This is a genomic window from Verminephrobacter eiseniae EF01-2 (assembly GCF_000015565.1).
In the GTDB taxonomy this organism is placed as follows: Bacteria; Pseudomonadota; Gammaproteobacteria; order Burkholderiales; family Burkholderiaceae_C; genus Acidovorax; species Acidovorax eiseniae.
Genome location: NC_008786.1, coordinates 3,898,340 through 3,918,593, shown reverse-complemented (window position 1 = coordinate 3,918,593; position 20,254 = coordinate 3,898,340). Strand labels below are relative to the sequence as shown.

Below are 20,254 nucleotides of genomic sequence, written 5' to 3'. Positions count from 1 at the left end.
ACGGTTACTCAGTCCGTAGGCTGACAGCGGGAAGGCAATGAAGCACAGGGACATCAGCAGCACGCGTGGATCCATCAGCGCGCGCAGCGCATGGCCCCCGGCGTCGCCCATCCGGGTTTGTTCGTCGGCGAGTTGCTCGTGCAACCAGCGCTTTTCCTCGGCGCTCAGGAAGCGGACCTCGTCCGGGCTGTCGGGAAGGTAGAAGAGCGTGACCACGCCCATCACGACGGCGGGGATGCCGGTCACGATGAAGATCCATTTCCATCCGGCCAGGCCCTGCAGTCCGTCCAGGTCGAGCAAAATGCCTCCCAGAGGACCGCCGATGGCGTTGGCCAGCGCGCTGAAGATCATGAACAGGCCGACCATGGCTGCGCGGTAAGCGAAGGGATACCAGAGCGTCAGCAGGTACAACACCCCGGGGAAGAAGCCGGCTTCACATGCGCCGAGCAGGAAGCGCAGTATGTAGAACATGGTCGGGCTGTTCGTGAACGCCAGCGCCACCGTCACCAGCCCCCAGGAGACGATGATGCGGGCGAACCACTTGCTGGCGCCGACCTTGGCCAGCACCAGGTTGCTGGGCACCTCGAAGAAAAAGTAGCCGATGAAGAACAGCGAGGCGCCCAGGCCGTAGGCGGATTCGCTCATGCCCAGCGCATCGACCATCTGCAGCTTGGCGAAGCTGACGTTCTGGCGGTCGATGTACGCGATCAGGTAGAGCAGCCCCAGGAAGGGGATCAGGCGCCGCGAGATTTTGCCGATCAGTTGCTTCTCGACGATCATTGGCAGTCCTTGGGTTTGTCTCTTTGTGCTTGTCGCCGGTCGACGCCGCGCGCGGGCTGGCCGGGGTTGGATGCATTCATCGCGGCATCTGCCGGGCGTGGCCGGGGGTTCGTGCCTGACCTGCGGTCACCGGCGCTGACCGCAGGCCGCCGGTGCGTCAGCGCGCATCACCCAAGGCCCCCAGTGCCGCTGCGAAACGCTCGACCATGGCCGCGCCGGCCGGCGTGGCGCGCTGCGCCGGGGCGCGGTCGTGGATGGCGATGCCCGCGCGCGCGCCGAACAGGCGTTTGCCGTAGCACAGCAGGTTTTCCACGCCTTGCATCACGAAGACGACGGCCGGCAGCATCTCGCGGTACTGGCATTCGGCGCGCGCTTCGTCGCCGCTGCGCCAAGCCTCGTAGGCGCTGACTGCGTAGTCGATGCAGTCGGGCGCCAGAATCATCCCGCGGCAACCGGCGCGCAGGTTGTCCACCAGTTCCAGCCCGCCACGGCCGTTGAAGACGGACACGCGGCCTGCGGTGCGTTCCAGCAGCCCGGCAATTTCCACCACCGGCCCTTCGCCCTTGATCAATCGGATGTTCGGCTGTTGCTCGACGAGTTCGCGGATTTCGTCCGCCGACAGACCGCGACCGAGGAAGGCGGGCGCGTTCTGTATCGCCACGGGAAGGGTGGTGGCCTGGGCGACGCGACCAAAGAAGCGGATGTACTCTGCGGCGCTGAACGTGCCAACCGTCGGTGGTTGCAGGATCACCCAATCTGCGCCGGCCTGCTGGGCATGCCGCAGTTGGGCCGTCTGCTCGGCGACCGAGGCGCCGAAGATGGTGAACGCCAGCGGCACCTTGCCCGCAGTGTCTTCGGCCACCCAGTCCATGACCGTGCGGCGCTCGGCTTCGGTGAGCTTGGACACCTCGGTGGCCAGTCCGAGCGCTGCCATGCCGTGGACCCCGCAGGACAAACAAGCCTGCACCTGGCGCCGCATGGCTGCGCGGTCCAGTCGCTCGTCGGCGTCGAACAAGGCGTAGACGATGGCGTGGATGCCGTGCAGGTCTTCGGGCCGGTATTTCTGCATGGCCGCTCTCAATGGCTTTCACGCGGGATGGCATGGCCGCGACAACCGACCAGGAAGTCCAGGTCGGCGCCGCTGTCGGCCTGCATCACGCGCTCGACGTACAGGCCCTGGTAGCCGCCGGACATGGCGGCGGCCGGCGCGCGCCAACGGCTGCGGCGTGCCTGCAACTCGGCCGGCGCGACATCCAGGTGCAGCCGGCGTGCCGGAACATCGAGTTCGATCATGTCGCCGCTGCGCACCAGCGCCAGCGGGCCGCCGACGGCGGCTTCTGGCGCCACATGCAGCACCACGGTGCCGAACGCGGTGCCGGACATGCGGGCATCCGAGATGCGCACCATGTCGCGCAGGCCGCGCCGCAGCAGCTTTTCCGGCAGCGCCATGTTGCCGACCTCGGCCATGCCGGGGTAGCCTTTGGGGCCGCAGTTCTTGAGCACCATGATGCAGTTTTCGTCGATGTCCAGCGCCGGGTCGTCGATGCTGCGCTTGTAGTGGTCGATGTCCTCGAACACGACGGCGCGGCCGCGATGCTGCATCAGCGCGGGCGTGGCGGCAGACGGCTTGATGATGGCGCCGGCGGGCGCCAGGTTGCCGCGCAGCACCGCGATGCCGCCCTGCGGCGTCAGCGCCCGATCGAGAGGGCGGATCACCTCGGGGTTGTGGTTGCAGGCATCGGCGATGTTCTCGCGCACGCTTTTGCCGCTGACCGTCATGGCTTGCAGTTCGAGCAGATGGCTGATTTCCTTCATGACGGCGGGTATGCCGCCGGCGTAGCAGAAGTCCTCCATCAGGAAGCGGCCCGAGGGCATCAGGTCCAGGATGGTCGGCACATCGCGGCCGAGGCGGTCCCAGTCGTCCAGGGTCAGCGGCGTGCCGATGCGCCCGGCAATGGCCAGCAGATGCACCACGGCGTTGGTCGAGCCGCCGATCGCCCCATTGACCCGGATGGCGTTGGCGAAGGCTTGCGGCTGGAGTATCCGGGACAGCCGCAGGTCTTCGTGGACCAGCTCGACGCTGCGCCGGCCGGTCATCCGGGCCAGGCGGTTGCGGTGCGCGTCGACCGCCGGGTAGGCCGCATTGCCCGGCAGGGCGATGCCCAGCGCCTCCACCATCGAGGCCATGGTCGAGGCCGTGCCCATGGTCATGCAGTGACCGGGCGAGCGCGACATGGCGCTTTCGGCAGCGGCGAATGCCTGTGCGCTCATCACGCCGGCGCGCAGGTCTTCGGAGAATTTCCATACGTCGGTGCCCGAGCCGATCGCGCGGCCTTGGAAACGACCGTTGAGCATCGGCCCGCCGGAGATGACGATGGCCGGCAGATCGCACGAGGCCGCGCCCATGACCAGCGCGGGCGTGGTCTTGTCGCAGCCGGCCATCAGCACCACGGCGTCCATCGGGTTGCCGCGAATCGCCTCCTCGACATCCATCGAGGCCAGGTTGCGAAACAGCATGGCCGTCGGGCGCAGGTTGGATTCGCCGCAGGAAAAGACCGGAAACTCCAGCGGCAGGCCGCCGGCTTCGAGCACGCCCGCCTTGATGTGCTCGATGAGGCCGCGAAAATGCGCGTTGCAGGGCGTGAATTCGGAGAAGGTGTTGCAGATGCCGATCACTGGCCGGCCGTCGAAGGCGTCGTCGGGCAGGCCATGGTTTTTCATCCAACTGCGGTGGATGAAGGCGTCTTTGCCCGTGCCACCGAACCAGTGCTGCGATCGTCTTTTCATCGTTGTTGCTCCTTCGGGATGTTCACTTTGGGGGTCGCGCCGGCAATGGCAATGGCGGGACAGAAGTCGCCGGCGACGGGGTGGAAGCCGCAAGCGACGCAACGGAAGCCGCAAGCGACTGGGGGGGCCAGGGCGCCGCGCATCACCGCTTTTGCAGCATCCGGATGATGCTGGAAAAATCCAGCGCGCCGTTGCCCGCCAGGCTGTGCGCGGCGTACAGGTTGCGCGCCAGACTGCCCAGCGGGGTCGCTGCCTGCACGGCGGTTGCGCTGTCTTGCGCCAGGCCCAGGTCCTTGAGCATCAGGTCGGTGCCAAAGCCGCCGGCGTAGCCTTTGGAGGCCGGGGCCGAGGCCATCACGCCGGGCATGGGGTTGTACTTTTCCAGCACCCAGTTGCTGCCCGAACTGCCGCGCATGATGTCGCTGAGCACGCGCGGGTCCAGGCCATTGGCCAGGCCCAGCGCAAGCGCTTCGCTGGTGCCTGCCATCAGGATGCCCAGCAGCATGTTGTTGCAGATTTTGGCCGTCTGGCCCGTGCCCACGCCGCCGGCGTGGAAGATGTTCTGGCCCATTTTTTCCAGCACCGGACGGGCCTGCTCCAGCGCCTGCTCGTCACCGCCGACGATGAAGGTCAGCGTGCCTGCCACGGCGCCCCCGGTGCCGCCCGAGACGGGGGCGTCGATGAACCGCAGGCCGCGCTGCTGCGCCAAGGCCGCGTCTGCCACCTTGCGCGCGCTGCTGGCGGCGATGGTCGAGCAGTCGATCACCAGCGTGTCGGCTGCCAGTTGCGGCAACAGTCCCGCCTGCCCGCCGTGGCCCAGGTACAGCGCCTCGACATGCGCGTTGGCCGGCAGCATGCTGATGACGATATCCGCTCCCTGCACCGACGCGGCGGCATCGGCGGCGATCGGCAAGCCTGCGGCGGCCAGTTGTGCGCGCGCGGCCGGTGACAGGTCAAACCCCTGCACGGCATGGCCCGCCCGTTGCAGGTTCAAGGCCATGGGGCCGCCCATGTGGCCCAGTCCGATGAATGCAATCGACATCTCGACAGTCTCCTGGTGATGAATATGGATAGGGTGCGGGTGGATGTTGCGCAGACGGCTATCGAAACAATGGCCGACTCAGCGCTGGCTGGGTGTGTTCCGGTTCTGGCTGGCGCAGCGTGGTTGCGTGGCTAGCGGATGGTATCGCCGCAGGCGCCATCGAGTATGCGCCGCGCAATGATCAGGCGCATGATTTCGTTGCTGCCTTCCAGTATCTGGTGCACGCGGGTGTCGCGCAGCAGGCGCTCGATCGGGTACTCGCGGATGTAGCCGTAGCCGCCGTGCAGTTGCAGCGCCTCGTTGCAGACGGCAAAGCCGATGTCGGTGGCAAAGCGCTTGGCCATCGCGCAATAGGTGCTGGCGTCGGGCGCGCCGGTGTCGAGCTTGCTGGCCGCCAGGCGCACCATCTGGCGCGCGGCGACCAGTTCGGTGGCCATGTCGGCCAGTTTGAACTGCAACGCCTGAAAGCTGGCCAGCGGCTGGCCGAACTGCCGGCGCTGCTGCATGTACTGCCGGGCTGCCTGCAGCGCGCCTTGCGCTGCGCCGACCGAGCAACTGGCGATGTTGATGCGCCCGCCGTCGAGCCCCTGCATCGCGATCTTGAAGCCCTCGCCGACGCGGCCGAGCAGGTGCTCGGCAGGGATGCGCAACTGCTCCAAGCCAATGCTGCGCGTGGGCTGGCTGTTCCAGCCCAGCTTGCGCTCTTTCTTGCCGTAGCTGATGCCGGGGGTGTCGGCGGGCACGGCAAAGGCGCTGATGCCGCCGGCGCCGGCAGCGCCGGTGCGCGCCATCAACACCAGCATGTCGGTGCTGCCGGCGCCCGAGATGAAGGCTTTGCTGCCGTTGATCACATAGTCGCTGCCGACCCGCTCGGCCCGCGTCGTGAGCGCGGCGGCGTCCGAGCCTGCGCCAGGCTCCGTCAGGCAGTAGGAGGCCAGTTTCTCGCCCCGGGTCAGCAGCGGGCCCCAGTGGTCGCGCACTGCGGGCGTGGCCCAGCGGCCGAGCATCCAGGTCGCCATGTTGTGGATGGAGATGAAGGCGGTGGTCGATGGATCGATGGCCGCCAGTTCCTCGAACACCAGCGTGGCATCGAGCCGGGGCAGGGCCAGGCCGCCGGCGGCCTCGCAGGCATACAGGCCGCAAAAGCCGAGCGCGCCGGCCTTGGCAATCGCCGCTCTGGGGAAGATGGCCTGCTCGTCCCACTGCGCGGCATGGGGCGCAAATTCGGCCCGGGCAAAGTCGTGCGCGCTCTTGGCAAAGGCGCGTTGTTCTTCGGTGAGTTCAAAGTCCATGGGGCGTTTTCGGCACAGGTGCGCAGGGCGTCGGCCATCATATGCGGCATCCATGCACGGCGGCCATAGCCGTTTTCCATGATGCGGCGCGCCATCCGCCGTGGTGCGGTGCCCGACCCACGGCACATGCACCGGGCGCTTTCCCGGCACTTACCGCGCTCCCACACTCCCCGCGCCAGCGCTGTGGCTAAGGGAAAGTACCGCAACGGCAGCCGCAGGCGGTTGCAAATAATCGTACCGGTCGACCAGGGGCTTGCAAGCCCGGGCCTCTGGCGCCGTTGCGCCGCATTTTTTGCCGCATTTTCTGCAACCGGCCAGGCTTTCGGGCCTTGGCCGCTTCCGGGGTTGAAGGTCTGCGCCGCCGGCGCCTGACGAACGAACTGCACGATGAAAAAGCCCAAGCTCTCCCAACAGAGCATCGTCCTGGCGCTGTTTGCGTTGTTGTTCGCAGGCTTGTTGCTGTTCCTGCCGGGCTTCGCGCAGATCGATAACCTGCTCACGCTGGTGCAGAACGTGGCCTTCCTCGGCATCCTGGGTCTGGGCATGGCGATCGTCGTCATCGGGCGCGGCATCGACATTTCGATGATCGCTGCGCTGGCCGTGCCTTCGGGCCTGCTGCTGCAGTTGGTGCAGGACGGGCACAGCCTGCCCTCGGCCTGCGCGCTGGCGCTGGGCCTGACGCTGCTGTTCGGCCTGGTCAACGGCTGGCTGATTGCCTATGCCGAGGTGCCGTCGCTGTTCACCACGCTGGCCTGCGGGCTGTTCCTGGCGGGGCTGGGGCAGGCCTCGCTCTTGCATCTGGAGGTGGTGCAGTGGCCGGCGGCGCTCGATCCGCTGGCCTGGCTCGGGCGCGGCACGCTGGCGGGGCTGCCGATGCCGGTGGTGATGTTCGCCGTGGCGGCAGCGGCCTGCTCATTTTTCCTGCGCCGCCTGCGCGCCGGCGCTTTCATACAGGCCATTGGCGACAACCCCTTCGCCGCGCGCGCCACCGGCCTGCCGACGCGACCGATGGTGCTGCTGGAGTACATGCTGGCCGCGCTGATCGGCCTGTTCGCCGGCGTGGTGATGGCCGCCTCGATCAACAGCATGCCCACGCGCATCTTCAACTCCACGATGATTTACGACGTGGTGCTGGTCGTGGTGCTCGGCGGCATCGGCCTGTCGGGCGGGCGCGGCGGCGTGTTCAACGTGCTCATCGGCACGCTGCTGATCGGCACCATGCTCAACGGCATGACGATCATGGATCTGTCTTATTCGGTGCAGAACATCATCAAGGGCGTGCTGCTGCTGGTGGCGATCCTGATCGACTCGATGCTCAACCCGCGCAACGAAGAGACCGCGCAACAGGGGGATATCTGAAAGCCTCGCCGCCCCAATCACCGCGCCAACCACCGCCGCAATCGCCACCGCAATCGCCACCGCAATCGCCACCGCAATCGCCACCGATTTCCGATGCCCGGGCGCCAGGCACTTTTCGGCGCCATCCCGATACATGTCCAGACCACAGAGCAAAGGAGCACAGCGCAATGAACTTCGCACACAAACTCGCCACCACCGTCGGCACCGTGCTGGCACTGGCCGGCGCGCAGCACGCGGCCGCGCAGGGCAAGGGGCTCGATGAGCCTTTTCGCGACGGCTACAAGAAAGCGCTGGCCGGCAAGACGGTCGGCTTCATCCCGGTCGCGATGGGGTTCGATCTGACCAATGGCTGGTACCTCGGGCTCAAGAAGGAACTGGAGCCCTCGGGCATGAAGGTGGTCTTGCGCGACCCGAACTGGAACACCGGCGCCGGCGCGCAGGCTTTCACCGCGCTGATCGCCGAAAAGCCCGCCGTGATCGTGGTGCACAACCCCGACGTGCAGACCTACGCCAAACTGATCACCAAGGCCGAGGCCGAGGGCATCTACGTGGTGCAGATCAACATGCGCTCGGCACAGCCGTCCACCGTCTTCGTCGGCGCCGACTGGATCGATGTCGGCGAGCGCGGCGCCACGGCGGTGATGCAAGCTTGCCAGGGCAAGTCGAACAAGATCGCCATCGTCCAGGGCGCGCCCACGGCCGCGACCAGCGCCTACACGCTCAAGGGCGTGGAAAATGTGCTGGCGAAGAACCCGCAGCTCAAACTGGTGTCGAACCAGGCCGCCGACTGGGATGCCACCAAGGCCAAGGCGCTGACGCAGACCGTGCTCAAGCAGCACCCCGACCTGTGCGGCATCGTCGGCTTCTGGGACGGCATGGACATCGGCACGGCTGCGGCGATCAAGGAGGCGGGCCTGACCGGCAAGGTGTTCCTGGCCACCTCGGGCGGCGGCGAGCAAAAAAGCGCGTGCGACCAGGTCAAGTCGGGCGCTTTCGACTACCTCGTGAGCTACGACGTGCCGACGCAGGCCAGCAACATGGCGGCCATGATCAAGTGGCTGGTGCAAGGCGGCGTGAAGCCGGGCGCGGCGCGGCAGAACATCTACACCACGCTGCTGCCGATCACCAAGGAAAACGCCGGCGCCGAGGGCACCTGCTGGAAGCTCGCGGCCGCCAGGTAGCCGCCGCGCGCAACGCCGCAACCCCGACAACCCCGACAACCCCGATTGCTGCGCGGTTCATGCCGATCCACCGATGAACGAGACCCTCACCCGTCTGCGCTATCGCTATTGGCCTGACCACTGGGTGGGCGAGCTCCTGTCCAAGCGCTGGACGGAGAGCGCCATTCCGGTGCTGCTGCTGGTCGCCGTGCTGCTGGCCTCGGAGCAGCTGATCCCGAACTTCCATTCGCCGGTGATGCTGGCCGACACGCTGCGCCAGGCCGGCGAGATCGGCCTCATCGTGCTGGGGCTGGCGCTGGTCATGATCGTCGGCGGCATCGACCTGTCGGTAGGCTCGATCTTCGCGCTGACCAACTTCTGCGCGCTGATGTGCATGCATGTGCTCAAGTGGCCGATGGCCGCCTCGGTGCTCGTCACATTGCTCGCCGGCGCGCTGCTGGGCGCGGTCAACGGCCTGCTGATCGGCTACCTGCAGTTGCGCGCCTTTTTGACGACGCTGATCACGCTGATCATCTTTCGCTCGATCTATGAAATCCTGAGCCTGCAATACTCCACCGCCATCGCCGGCGCCGTGCCCGACTCGGCGGCCTGGGACTTTCTGGGCAACGGCACGCTGCTGGGCTTGCCGACCGTGGCCTGGGTCTACGCGGTGGTGGCCATTGGCGGCCATGTGCTGCTCACGCGGCTGCGCATCGGCTGGCACATCATGGCCATTGGCGGCTCGCGCCGATCGGCCTACAACGGCGGCATCGCGGTGCGCCGCACGGTGGCGCTGTGCTACCTGACCTCGGGCCTGCTGTGCGGCGCGGCCGGCTGCTTTTTCGCCTCGCGCCTGGCCACGGCCGGCGCCGACATCGGCGTGGGCATGGAGGTGCTGGTGCTCACCGCCGCCGTGCTGGGCGGCATCAGCCTGGGCGGCGGGCGCGGCTCGGTCACCAAGGCGCTGGTGGGCACGCTGCTGGTGCTGCTGATCACCAACGGGCTGACCTCGCTGTCGGCCCCGGGCGGCGTGACCCGCATGGTGCTGGCGACCATCCTGGTGCTGGCCGCAGTGATCGATGTGCGCTGGCTCAAGAACCGCCAGCGCATCATCGGCAAGGTCTACGTCAGCCCGACCTACCTGGCGTTGCCGCCGGCGCCGCCCTGCACCGCAGAAGGCGCGGGCAGCTACGCGCTCAACGACAAACTGCGCGACGTGACGCCGATCGGGCTCGGGCGCATCGAGGCGCCGGAGGACGTGATCCTCGACCGCGACGACAACCTCTATGCAGGCTCGCGCCACGGCGACGTGATCCGCTTTTTCGCGCCCGACTACGAGCGCATGGAGGTCTACGCCCACATCGGCGGCCAGCCGCTGGGCCTGGCCTTCGACCGCCAGGACAACCTGCATGTGTGCGTCGGCGGCATGGGGCTGTACCGCATCACGCCAGAGCGCGTGGTCGAGCGCGTGAGCGACGAAACCAACCGCAGTTGGGCCTCGATCAACGACGACAGCCGGCTGCGGCTGGCCGACGACCTGGACATCGCCGACGACGGCCGCATCTTCTTCAGCGAAGCGACGGTGCGCTACGAGATGCACGAATGGCCGATCGACGGGCTGGAGGCGCGCGGCAACGGCCGCATCATCTGCCACGACCCGCGCGACGGCTCGACGCGCACCGTGCTGCGCGGCCTGCGTTTTCCGAACGGCATCGCGATCGGCAGCGACGGGCAGTCGATCCTGTTCGCCGAGACCTGGGGCTGCTGCATCAAGCGCTACTGGTTCGACGGGCCCAAGGCCGGCCAGGTGCAGACCGTGATCGGGAACTTGCCGGGCTACCCGGACAACATCAACCAAGCCTCCGACGGTCACTACTGGCTCGCGCTGGTCGGCATGCGCTGCCCGGCCTACGACCTGGCGCTGCGCATGCCGGGCTTTCGCCGGCGCATGGCGCTGCGGGTGCCGCTGGACGAATGGCTGTTTCCGAACATCAACACCGGCTGTGTGCTCAAGTTCAGCGAAGCCGGCCAGGTGCTGGAAACGCTCTGGGACCTGGGCGGGCAGAACCATCCGATGATCACCTCGATGCGCGAGCACCGCGGCTACCTGTACCTCGGCGGCATCTCGAACAACCGCATCGGCCGCTACCAGTTGCCGGGCGCAGACCCGGACTTCGTGCAGTACGAACGACGCTGGAGAAAAGCCTGATGCTGGAGACCTTGCGCGGATTCGCCGACCGGCTCCTCGGACGCGGCGACGCAGCCATCACGGTGCCGGTGATGGACGGGGTGCTCAAGCCCAACCGGGCGCTCGAAGAGGCCGCCGTGGTGGCCACGCTCGAAGGCCTGGACGACCTGGCCTGGGACGGCAGCACGCTGTGGGCGAGCGCCGGGCCGCTGCTGTACCGCATCGAGCGCGCCGACGGCCACCGCGCGCTGCCGGTGCAGCGCTTCGAGCGCGAAATCACGGCGCTGGCCGTGCAGCCCTTCGGCGGCGCTTGCCGCAGCGCCGTGGCGCTGGGTGGAACGCAGTTGCGCCTGCTGTCGCTGGCGGGCGCCGCGCCGCCGGGAGGCAACGCACTGACGCTGGAGGCCGTGGCCGGCCAGCCGCTGCGCAGCGTCAACGCGCTGGCCTTCGACGCCATGGGCCGCCTGCTCATCACCGACGGCTCGGCCGAGCATGATGCCGGGCAGTGGTGCCACGACCTGATGTCGCATGGCGCCACCGGCCGGCTATGCCTTTGGGACCCGTCCGCGCGCCAGGCCGAGGAACTCGCCCGCAACCTGCGCCACGCGCGCGGCGCGCTCGCCTCGTCTGATGGCAGCCTGCTCGTCAGCGAGAGTTGGCGGCACCGGGTGCTGCGCGTGCCGTATCCGAGCGCGCCCGGATCGACCGCGCGCGGCGGCGTGCTTGGCCCGACCGTGCCCGGATCGACCGCGCGCAGCGGCGCGCCCCGGGTCACGCAGGTGGGGGAACTGCCCGGCTACCCTTCGCGCATGGCGCCGGCTGCCGACGGCGGCTTCTGGCTCAGCTGCTTCATCTGCCGCACGCAACTGGTCGAATTCGTGCTGCGCGAGCATGCCTACCGCAAGCGCATGTTGCGCGAGATCGACCCGCGCTACTGGATCGCGCCGGCCCTGTCCAGCGGCGACAGCTTCCTGGAGCCATTGCAGGGCGCCGGGGTCAAGCAGATGGGCCGGCTCAAACCATGGGCGCCGCCACGCTCCTACGGGCTGGTGCTGCGGGTCGACCGGCAGGGGCAGGTGTCGTCATCGCTGCACAGCCCGGCGGGCGGCAAGCACCACGGCATCACGGCCATCGCCGACACCGGCGACGCGCTCTATGCGGTCTCCAAGGGCAGCGGGCGACTGCTGCGCATACCGCTGACCGGCGCAGGAGCCGCAGCATGAGTGCCGAACGGCCGCCCGAAGGCGCTCATACCGCAGCCGAAGGCGAAGGTGCCCCAGTGCGCGCCGCCCGGCCGCCCGACCTGCTCGAACTGCGCCAGGCGACCAAGAAATACATGGGCGTGCCCGCCATCGAGGCCGTCGACTTCACGCTGCGGCAAGGCGAAATCCATGCGCTGCTCGGGGAGAACGGCGCCGGCAAATCGACCCTGACCAAGGTGATGGCGGGTGTGGTCACGCTCAGTTCGGGCCAGATGCTGGTGCAAGGCCGGCCAGTGCAACTGCGCAACCCGCTCGAAGCCCGGCACCAGGGCATCGCGATGGTGTTCCAGGAGACCAGCCTGGTGCCCACGATGACCGTGGCGCAGAACCTGTTCCTGGGCCAGGAGGCATTCTTCAACCGGCTGCGCGGCGTATACATCGCGGCGCAGCAGTTCCTGCAATCGCTCAATTTCGATATCGACCCGACCGCCACGGTCAGCATGCTCGGCGCAGCGAAGAAGCAGATGGTCGAAATCGCCCGCGCCGTGCTGCACAAGGCGCGCATCATCATCTTCGACGAGCCGACCGCCAGCCTGACGCCCGAGGAGAAGAAATACTTCTTCGACCTGGTGTTCGCGCTCAAGGCGCGCGGCGTGTCGGTCATCTTCATCTCGCACGCGCTCGAAGAAGCGCTGCTGCTGGCCGACCGCATCACCGTGCTGCGCGACGGCCGCCATGTGGTGACCGACACCAAGGCCCGCTTCGACCGCGACCGCATCGTGCAGGCCATGGTCGGGCGCGACCTCTCGCAAACCATCTACGGGCAGAAAAAGAACTTCGTGCGGCCGCAGGGCGAATGCCTGCTGTCGGTGCGCAACCTGCGCATGGCGGCGATGGTCAAGAACAACTCGCTGTCGGTCTTCGCGGGCCAGGTCACCGGCCTGTTCGGACTGGTCGGGGCGGGCCGCACCGAAACCTTCAAGGTGGTGGCGGGGTTGATCAAGCGCGACTTCTTCCACGGTGGCCAGGTGCTGGTGCGCGGCCGTCCGGTGCGCTACCGGGTGGCGCGCCAGGCGGTGCGCGACGGCATCGCCTACGTCACCGAAGACCGCAAGCTCGAAGGCTTCTTCGAGATCATGTCGATCGCCCGGAACATCTACCTGGGCCTGCTGGGCAAATTGCCCGGCGCGCATGGCCTGGTCGCACAGGCCCGCATCCGGGAAATCGGCGCGCACTGGAGCCGGCTGCTCAACGTGCGCGCCATCGACAAGGACGTGAAGGTGATCGAACTGTCCGGGGGCAACCAGCAGAAAGTGGTGATTGCCAAATCGCTGGTGCAAGAGCCTGACATCATCATCTTCGACGAACCGACGCGGGGCGTGGATGTGGGCGCCATCGCCGAGATCCATGCCGTGATCAACCGGCTGGCCGATGCCGGCAAGGCGGTGGTGGTGATTTCATCCTACCTGCCGGAGGTGATGGCGCTGTCGGACCGCATCCTCGTGGCCAAGCAAGGCAAAGTGGTCACGGAATTCTCGGCCACCGAAGCCACACAGGAAGCGATCATGTACGCGGCGATTCACTGAAATTCATCGAAGGCTGATGGTGGTGTTCACGCCGCGCGCGCTGCCGCTGGCGTCGAACCAGCGGGCCGTCACGGTCTTGGTCTGGGTGTAGAACATGATGACCTGCCGGCCGTAGGGGCCGAGGTCGCCCAGCTTGGACGCGCGCGAACCGGTGAACGAGAACAGCGGCACTGGCACCGGGATGGGCACGTTGATACCCACCTGGCCGACATCTATCTCCTCCTGGAACTTGCGCGCCGCAGCGCCGCTTTGCGTGAAGATGGCCGTGCCATTGCCATTCGGGTTGTCGTTGATGAACGCAATGGCCGCGTCGAGGTCCGGTGCGGGCACCAGGGCCAGCACCGGGCCAAAGATTTCCTGCTGGTAAATGGCCATGCCGGGCTTGACGTCCGAGAAAATCGTGGGGCCGACGAAATTGCCGCTCTCAAAGCCGGGCACGAGGGGCCTGCGGCCGTCGAGCTCCAGCGTCGCGCCCTCGGCAATGCCGCGTTCGATCAGACCTTCCACGCGCGCGCGGGCGGCGCAGGAGATCAGCGGGCCCAGGTCGGCGCCGCGCTCGGTGCCGGCGCTGAGCCGCAGCGCTCTGGCCTTGGCCACCAGTTCAGGAATCCACTTTTGCGTAGCGCCCACCAGCAGCACCACGGACAGGGCCATGCAGCGCTGGCCGGCGGCGCCGAACGCGGCCCCGACCAGCGCATCGAGCGTCTGCTCCTGGCTCGCGTCGGGCAGGACCACGGCGTGGTTCTTCGCGCCCATCATGCATTGCACGCGCTTGCCGGCCAGCGTGGCGCGCTGGTACACATGGGTGCCGACCTTGGTCGAGCCGACGAACGACACCGCCTTGATGTCCTGGTGGTCGCAGAGCGCGTTGACCGCCATCTCGCCGCCGTGGATCACATTCAGCACGCCGGGCGGAATGCCGGCTGCCAGCGCCAGCTCCGCCAGGCGCATGGTCACCATCGGATCCTGCTCGGAAGGCTTGAGCACGAAGGTGTTGCCCGTGGCAATGGCCATCGGGAACATCCACAGCGGAATCATCGCCGGGAAGTTGAACGGCGTGATGCCCGCGCACACGCCCAGCGGCTGCAGCAGGGTGTAGGTATCCACGCCAGTGGCCACATTGTTGGCCAACTCGCCCAGTTGCAGGTTGCCGATGCCGGCCGCATGTTCGACCACTTCCAGGCCGCGGAACACATCGCCTTCGGCGTCGGCCAGGGTTTTGCCTTGCTCGGCCGTCAGCAGCGCGGCCAGTTCGGCCATGTGCTCACGAATCAACTGCTGGTATTTGAGGAAGATGCGCGCGCGCGTGCCGATGGGCGTCTTCTTCCAGGTCTTGAAAGCCTCTTTGGCCGCCGCCACGGCGGCATCGATCTCCCGGGCCGTGGCAAACGGCACGCGGGCCAGCACCTGCTGCGTCGCGGGGTTGACCACTTCGCGCCATTCGGTGCTTTCCGATTCGAGCAACTGGCCGCCGATCAACAGCTTGACGCTGGGGGCCAGTGCGGCCGCATGGGTGGGTGCGTTCATGGATTCATCTCCTGAAAGAGGGCTGGTGTCCGGGCGGAAATGCCGGCAAGCCCCGCCATCGTAGCGGCGCGCCCGAACGCATGCACCATGCACCGCGCACGGCAAGCCCGCGCCTGGTGTGGTCGTGCAAGAATCGTTGCCCCATGTTCGGCCACGGCGGTCTGCGTGGCCGCCGGACGCTCTCCAGGCGCTCTCCGGGCGCTTGCTAAACTGGCTGCCACCCGGGCGCTCGCCCGTTGCCCGTTGCCCACATATTTCAATCCATCCAGCGCATGAGCATTTTCACCACCCGTCCGGAAATCATCGGCACCTTCGGTGTCGCCGCATCCACCCATTGGCTTGCGGCGCAGACTGCGATGGGGGTGCTCGAGCGCGGCGGCAATGCGTTCGATGCGGCTGTCGCCGGCGGTTTCGTGCTGCAGGTCGTGGAGCCGCACCTGAACGGCCCGGGGGGAGAAGTCCCCATTCTTTTATGGAACGAATCGGAGCGGCAGGCCCAGGCGATCTGCGGACAAGGCGTGGCGCCTGCGGGCGCCAGCACAGCAGCGTTCCAGCGGCTGGGGCTGGAGCAGGTGCCCGGCATCGGTTTGCTGCCGGCCACCGTCCCTGGCGCCTTCGGCGCCTGGCTGACGATGCTGCGCGACCATGGGACATGGTCTCTGGCCGCCGTTCTGGAGCCGGCGCTGCGCTATGCCCGGGAGGGATTCGTGCTGATACCACGGGCGATTCAGGCCATCCTCGCCGTCGAGGATCTGTTTCGTCGCCGCTGGCCCACATCAGCGCATGTCTGGCTGCCCGACAACCAATGCCCGGTGCCCGGGCAGCTTTTTCGTTTGCCGGCACTGGCCGCCACCTACGAAAAAATCATCGCCCAGGCGCAGGACCAAGGCGGTGGCAAGCGCACCGGGGAAATCGAGGCCGCGCTCGCCGGCTGGTACCGGGGATTCGTGGCCCGCGCCATCGACGATTTTTGCCGCACCGGAAAAATACCGGATTCATCCGGGCAGGCGCATTCGGGATTTCTGCGCTACGACGATATGGCGCACTGGCAAGCCGCCGTCGAAAAGCCGCTGCAACTGGATTTTGGGCGCCATACGCTGATGAAATGCGGTTTCTGGAGCCAAGGGCCGGTTTTTTTGCAGCAGGCAGGAATGCTCCGCCATGCCGGTTTGGCGCATTGCGCGCCCGATACCGCAGGGTTTGTGCATGGCATTGCCGAGGCGGCCAAACTCGCGCTGGCCGATCGCCTGGCCTGGTATGGGTGCGCCCCCGATGCCTCGCATGAGGCCCAAATGGCGTTGCTGGCCGATGATTATTTGCAGCAACGCTGGGGGCTGGTCCAGCGCCAGGCCTCCGATATATTGCGCCCCGGCTCTCCCCTGGGCAGAAAACCGCAGCTTCCCGATCTCGATGTGGCCCGGCGCACGCTGTTGACCGCAGACACGCGGTTCGGTGTCGGCGAGCCGACATTTGCCCCTCTGGTTGCGTCAGCGCAATGGCCCGGGCGTGAGGTTTTCGTCGGCGACACATGCCATATCGATGTCATCGACCGCCATGGGAATATGGTGGCGGCCACCCCTTCCGGGGGCTGGTTGTCATCGAGCCCGGCCATTCCTGCGCTGGGCTTTGCGCTCAATACCCGGTTGCAAATGACCTGGCTGGACAAATCGCTGCCGAATACCTTGACGCCGGGCGTGATGCCATGCACCACGCTGTCGCCATCGATGGCTTTCAAGGATGGCGAGCCCTATATGGTGTTTGGCACACCCGGCGGGGATCAGCAGGATCAGTGGTCATGCGCGTTCTTTTTGCGCCACGCGGTGCATGGCATGAATCTCCAGGAGGCGATCGACGCACCGGCTTGGCATGTCGATCATTTTCCCGCGTCCTTTTGGCCGCGCGCAACCCGGCTCAATGAATTGACCCTGGAGTCCCGGTTTGCGCCCGATCAGATCGACGCGCTGAGGCAGCAAGGGCACCAGGTCCATGTCGGGCCGCCGTGGTCCGAAAGCCGCATGTCCGCGTGCTCGCGCTGGCGCGACGCGCAGGGCCGCCTGCTGCTGCGGGCCGCCGCGAATCCGCGCGGAATGCAGGGCTATGCCGTCGGGCGTTGACGTTTTCTCGATCGACCCATCGACCCATCGGCACCCGGACCATGAAACCCCGATTTTTTCGTCCCATTTTTCTGGCGCTGGCGCTGGCCGCGTCCACCTTGGCCCATGCCGCTTATCCCGAAAAACCGGTGACCTTGATCGTTCCGTGGGCTGCGGGAGGCTCCACCGATATCCTGGCCCGGGCGCTTGCCGATCGGCTGGGAAAATCCCTGGGGCAGCCGGTGATTGTCGACAACAAGGCCGGAGCCTCCGGGAATATCGGGTCGGCAGTCGTCGCCAAAGCCCGGCCGGATGGTTATACGCTGCTGGTCGGTTCGATGAGCACGCACGCAATGAATCCGGCGCTGATGCCCCATATGCCTTTCCGAGGGGTCGATGATTTCACGCCGATTGCCCAGTTGGCGAATGTCATCAACACCCTGGCCGTGAATCACTCCGTTCCGGCCAATAACCTGGCAGACTTCATCTCTTATGCCAGGGAAAATCCTGGCAAGCTCAACTATGCCTCGGCGGGCACCGGTTCCACCAACCATTTGAGCGCTGAATGGTTCGCGCGCGCGGCCGGTATTCAAATGACGCATGTGCCCTACAAGGGCGGTGCCCCGGCGGTGATGGATACGGTGGCGGACCAGACGCAGGTGATATTTTCCGCAGCGACCCAGACCTTGCCGCATGTCAAAAACGGCAAGCTGAAATTGCTCGCGGTCACCGAAGCGCAGCGTTCGGCGCTGTTACCCGGGGTTGCGACGGTGGCAGAGACCTTGCCCGGTTACCAACTCGGCGTCTGGTACGGTTTGTTCGGCCCCAAAGGCATGGCCCCGGATTTGGTGCAACGGCTCAACGCCGCTGCAAATGCGGCCTTGGCCGATACCGCAACCCGGCAGCGTATGGCATCGATCGGCGTCGAGGTGGTTCAAAAAACCCCGCAGGAGTTTGCCGCCCTGCTGCGCGCCGATGCCCGGCGCTATGGAAAAATCATCGCGGAACTGGGCATCAAAACTGAGTGACCGGGGCGGTGTCGACCGGCCGGATTGCTTCCGGCGCGGCCGGTGAATCATCGTGCCCGGTGCCAGGCCGCGGCGGGGGTAGCACCGGGGCGGCATCGACGGCATCGAGCATCGGATGGGCGACGGGTTGGATGCCCAGTTGCAGCGCGCGGATGGCGTCGTATCTGTCGGCGGTCAGGATGTCGGAGCTCGCGCTGCTGCGCAACACGGTGGGGCGCAGGAAGATCATCAGGTTGGTTTTGTTTCTGGTGCGCTTTTCGCTGCGGAACAGGTTGCCGAGGACCGGCATGTCGCCCAGCACCGGCACCTTGTCCTGATTGAGTGAGTAACTGTCTTCCAGCAGTCCGCCGATCACGATGATGCTGCCGTCTTCCACCAGCACATTCGATTCGATGGAGCGTTTGCTGGTGGTTGGCCCATTCGGGGAGGTCAGCGTCGAGGCGTCGATCTTGGAGACTTCCTGGTAGACCGACAGCTTGACGGTGCCGTTTTCATTGATTTGCGGGCGCACGCGCAGCATCAGCCCGACATCCTGGCGCTGCACCGTGGTGAACGGGTTGACCGTGCTGTTGCTGCTGCTGTTGGCATAAGAGCCGGTGACGAAGGGCACGTTGTTGCCGATGACGATTTTGGCTTCCTCGTTGTCCAGTGTCATCAGATTGGGCGTGGAGAGCACGTTCGCATCGCCGCTGTTTTGCAAAAAGTTGGCCAGTGCGCCCAGGTAATACTGGCCGTTGATGCGCGGCGCCAGCAGCAGGTTCATGCCCTGACCGAGCGAATTGGCAGCGGTGGCGATGCTGGTGGTGCTGCCGGACGCCAGTGCGGCGGTCAGGCTCGTGATGTTGCCGCCAGATTGGCCGGAGTTGGTGCCGATGGCGCCGAGGAGGCTGGCGCCCTTTTTGCCCAGCAGGCTTTGCCACTGGACGCCGAACTGCGCCAGTTTGTTGGCCGAAATTTCAACGATCAGGCTTTCCACCAGCACCTGCGCGCGGCGCCCGTCGAGTTGCTCGATGACGGCGCGCAATTGGCGGTATTGGGGGTCGGGGGCCGTGATGATCAGCGAGTTGGTCGTCGGGTCGGCCTGGATCTGGCCGCCAGTGGCGGGCTGATTGCTGCTGGCCGCGTTCAGGCTCTGGCCCGGGCTGCTGCCACCGGTCGACGTTGACAGCAGCCCGCCGCCGCTGCCCGTCGTGCTGCCGGACGGCCCCGGCCCTGATGACGCCATGCCGCTGCCGTTGCCACTGATTGCGGCGCGCAAGGTGGCGGCCAGTTTGGTGGCGTCGGCGTTTTTCAGATAGACCACATGGATGTTGCCGCTGGCCGCGCTGCTGCCGGGCGCGGGGGCCCGATCGAGCCGCTCGACCAGGGAGCGCACCAAGGCCACGCGGGCCGGGTTGGCGGCGCGCAGAATCAGCGCGTTGCTGCGCGGCTCGGCGATCAGCGTGGTCTTGAACGAGTTGTCGGCCTGGCCCTGCGCGGCCGCCGGTGTGCCGGCGTTGCCGCCATCGATCAGGCGCACGATCAGCGGTGCCAGGTCGGTGGCAATGGCGTTTTCCAGCGCAATTACTTCCACATCGGTGGCATTGGAGACATCCATCGCTGCCACGATGCGCGCCAGGCGCTGCAGGTTGTCGGCGTAGTCGGTGATCACCAGCGAGTTGTTGCCGGGGTTGACGTTGATGGTGTTGTTCGGGCTGATCAGCGGGCGCAGCACCGGCACCAGGTTGGCGGCGTTCTCGAAGTCGAGTTTGAAGATCTGCGTGACGATCTGCCCGCCCCCGGGCGTGCTGCCGGTGCTGCCCTGCGCCACGCTGACGCTGCCGCCTTGTTGTTTGGCGTCGGCCTCGGGCACCACTTTGTACAGGCCCGCTGCCTCGACCAGCGTGTAGCCCTGTAGCCGCAGCGCCGCCAGAAACTGCTCGAAGGCGGCGGCGGGCGTGACGGCGCGTTCGGTGACCAGGTTGAGCTGGCCCTTGACGCGCGGGTCGACCACCACGTTGCGGCCGGTGATGGTGGCCATGGTGCGTGCCACGGCCTCGATGTCGGCATTGGCAAAGTTCAGCGTGACGGGTTCCCCGGCGCGCACGCTGCTGGTGCCAGTGTCGATCGCCGTTTGGGCCGACATCTGGCCGCTGGCGCAGGCAAACAATGCACTGACAGCGACCGTTTTGATGGCTGAGTGGAGGCGGGGCGAAAGCAGGCAAGTCATA

Annotated in this window: 13 protein-coding genes and 1 pseudogene; 7 read left to right on the top strand and 7 right to left on the bottom strand. The window is 66.7% G+C overall.

Features of this window, described 5'->3' with window-relative positions:
* Positions 1–3: 3 nt before the first annotated feature.
* The 5 genes and pseudogenes from VEIS_RS30700 to VEIS_RS17155 all read right to left on the bottom strand — a co-directional run.
* Positions 4–780: pseudogene (locus VEIS_RS30700) on the bottom strand (MFS transporter); the annotation flags it as partial.
* Between the two features lie 157 nt (positions 781–937).
* Complete coding sequence (locus VEIS_RS17170) at positions 938–1,849, bottom strand: dihydrodipicolinate synthase family protein (RefSeq protein ID WP_011811252.1); 912 nt, start codon at positions 1,847–1,849, stop codon at positions 938–940.
* 8 nt (positions 1,850–1,857) lie between these two features.
* On the bottom strand, positions 1,858–3,567 hold the full coding sequence (locus tag VEIS_RS17165; RefSeq protein WP_011811251.1) for an IlvD/Edd family dehydratase: 1,710 nt from the start codon (positions 3,565–3,567) through the stop codon (positions 1,858–1,860).
* 142 nt (positions 3,568–3,709) lie between these two features.
* Positions 3,710–4,609, bottom strand: a complete 900-nt coding sequence (gene mmsB / locus VEIS_RS17160; RefSeq protein ID WP_011811250.1) for a 3-hydroxyisobutyrate dehydrogenase — start codon at positions 4,607–4,609, stop codon at positions 3,710–3,712.
* Between the two features lie 131 nt (positions 4,610–4,740).
* Complete coding sequence (locus VEIS_RS17155) at positions 4,741–5,901, bottom strand: acyl-CoA dehydrogenase family protein (RefSeq protein WP_011811249.1); 1,161 nt, start codon at positions 5,899–5,901, stop codon at positions 4,741–4,743.
* A 387-nt stretch (positions 5,902–6,288) separates the two neighbouring features.
* Between VEIS_RS17155 and VEIS_RS17150 the strand changes: the two genes are divergently transcribed.
* The 5 genes from VEIS_RS17150 (at position 6,289) to VEIS_RS17130 (ending at position 13,396) form a co-directional block, all read left to right on the top strand.
* A complete protein-coding gene (locus tag VEIS_RS17150) occupies positions 6,289–7,260 on the top strand; it encodes an ABC transporter permease (protein ID WP_011811248.1) in 972 nt (323 codons plus the stop codon).
* Positions 7,261–7,427: 167 nt separating this feature from the next.
* A complete protein-coding gene (locus VEIS_RS17145; protein ID WP_011811247.1) occupies positions 7,428–8,441 on the top strand; it encodes a sugar ABC transporter substrate-binding protein in 1,014 nt (337 codons plus the stop codon).
* Positions 8,442–8,514: 73 nt separating this feature from the next.
* A complete protein-coding gene (locus VEIS_RS17140) occupies positions 8,515–10,629 on the top strand; it encodes an ABC transporter permease (RefSeq protein ID WP_011811246.1) in 2,115 nt (704 codons plus the stop codon).
* Positions 10,629–11,831 (top strand): strictosidine synthase, encoded by a 1,203-nt coding sequence (locus VEIS_RS17135; protein WP_011811245.1) that lies wholly within the window; start codon positions 10,629–10,631, stop codon positions 11,829–11,831. The genes VEIS_RS17140 and VEIS_RS17135 overlap by 1 nt, the downstream gene beginning before the upstream one ends.
* The gene (locus VEIS_RS17130; protein ID WP_011811244.1) at positions 11,828–13,396 is read left to right on the top strand and encodes a sugar ABC transporter ATP-binding protein; all 1,569 of its coding nucleotides are present in this window, start codon (positions 11,828–11,830) and stop codon (positions 13,394–13,396) included. The genes VEIS_RS17135 and VEIS_RS17130 overlap by 4 nt, the downstream gene beginning before the upstream one ends.
* Before the next feature lie 3 nt (positions 13,397–13,399).
* Here VEIS_RS17130 and VEIS_RS17125 read toward each other — a convergent pair whose 3' ends face one another.
* Positions 13,400–14,923, bottom strand: a complete 1,524-nt coding sequence (locus tag VEIS_RS17125) for a CoA-acylating methylmalonate-semialdehyde dehydrogenase (protein WP_011811243.1) — start codon at positions 14,921–14,923, stop codon at positions 13,400–13,402.
* A 272-nt stretch (positions 14,924–15,195) separates the two neighbouring features.
* Between VEIS_RS17125 and VEIS_RS17120 the strand changes: the two genes are divergently transcribed.
* Complete coding sequence (locus tag VEIS_RS17120) at positions 15,196–17,037, top strand: gamma-glutamyltransferase family protein (RefSeq protein ID WP_011811242.1); 1,842 nt, start codon at positions 15,196–15,198, stop codon at positions 17,035–17,037.
* A gap of 41 nt (positions 17,038–17,078) precedes the next feature.
* Positions 17,079–18,044: a Bug family tripartite tricarboxylate transporter substrate binding protein gene (locus VEIS_RS17115; RefSeq protein ID WP_011811241.1), complete on the top strand. Its 966-nt coding sequence runs from the start codon at positions 17,079–17,081 to the stop codon at positions 18,042–18,044.
* Here the strand turns inward: VEIS_RS17115 and gspD are convergent.
* On the bottom strand, positions 18,031–20,253 hold the full coding sequence (gspD, locus tag VEIS_RS17110) for a type II secretion system secretin GspD (RefSeq protein WP_011811240.1): 2,223 nt from the start codon (positions 20,251–20,253) through the stop codon (positions 18,031–18,033). The two genes, VEIS_RS17115 and gspD, sit on opposite strands and share 14 nt — an antisense overlap.
* Position 20,254 lies beyond the last annotated feature (1 nt).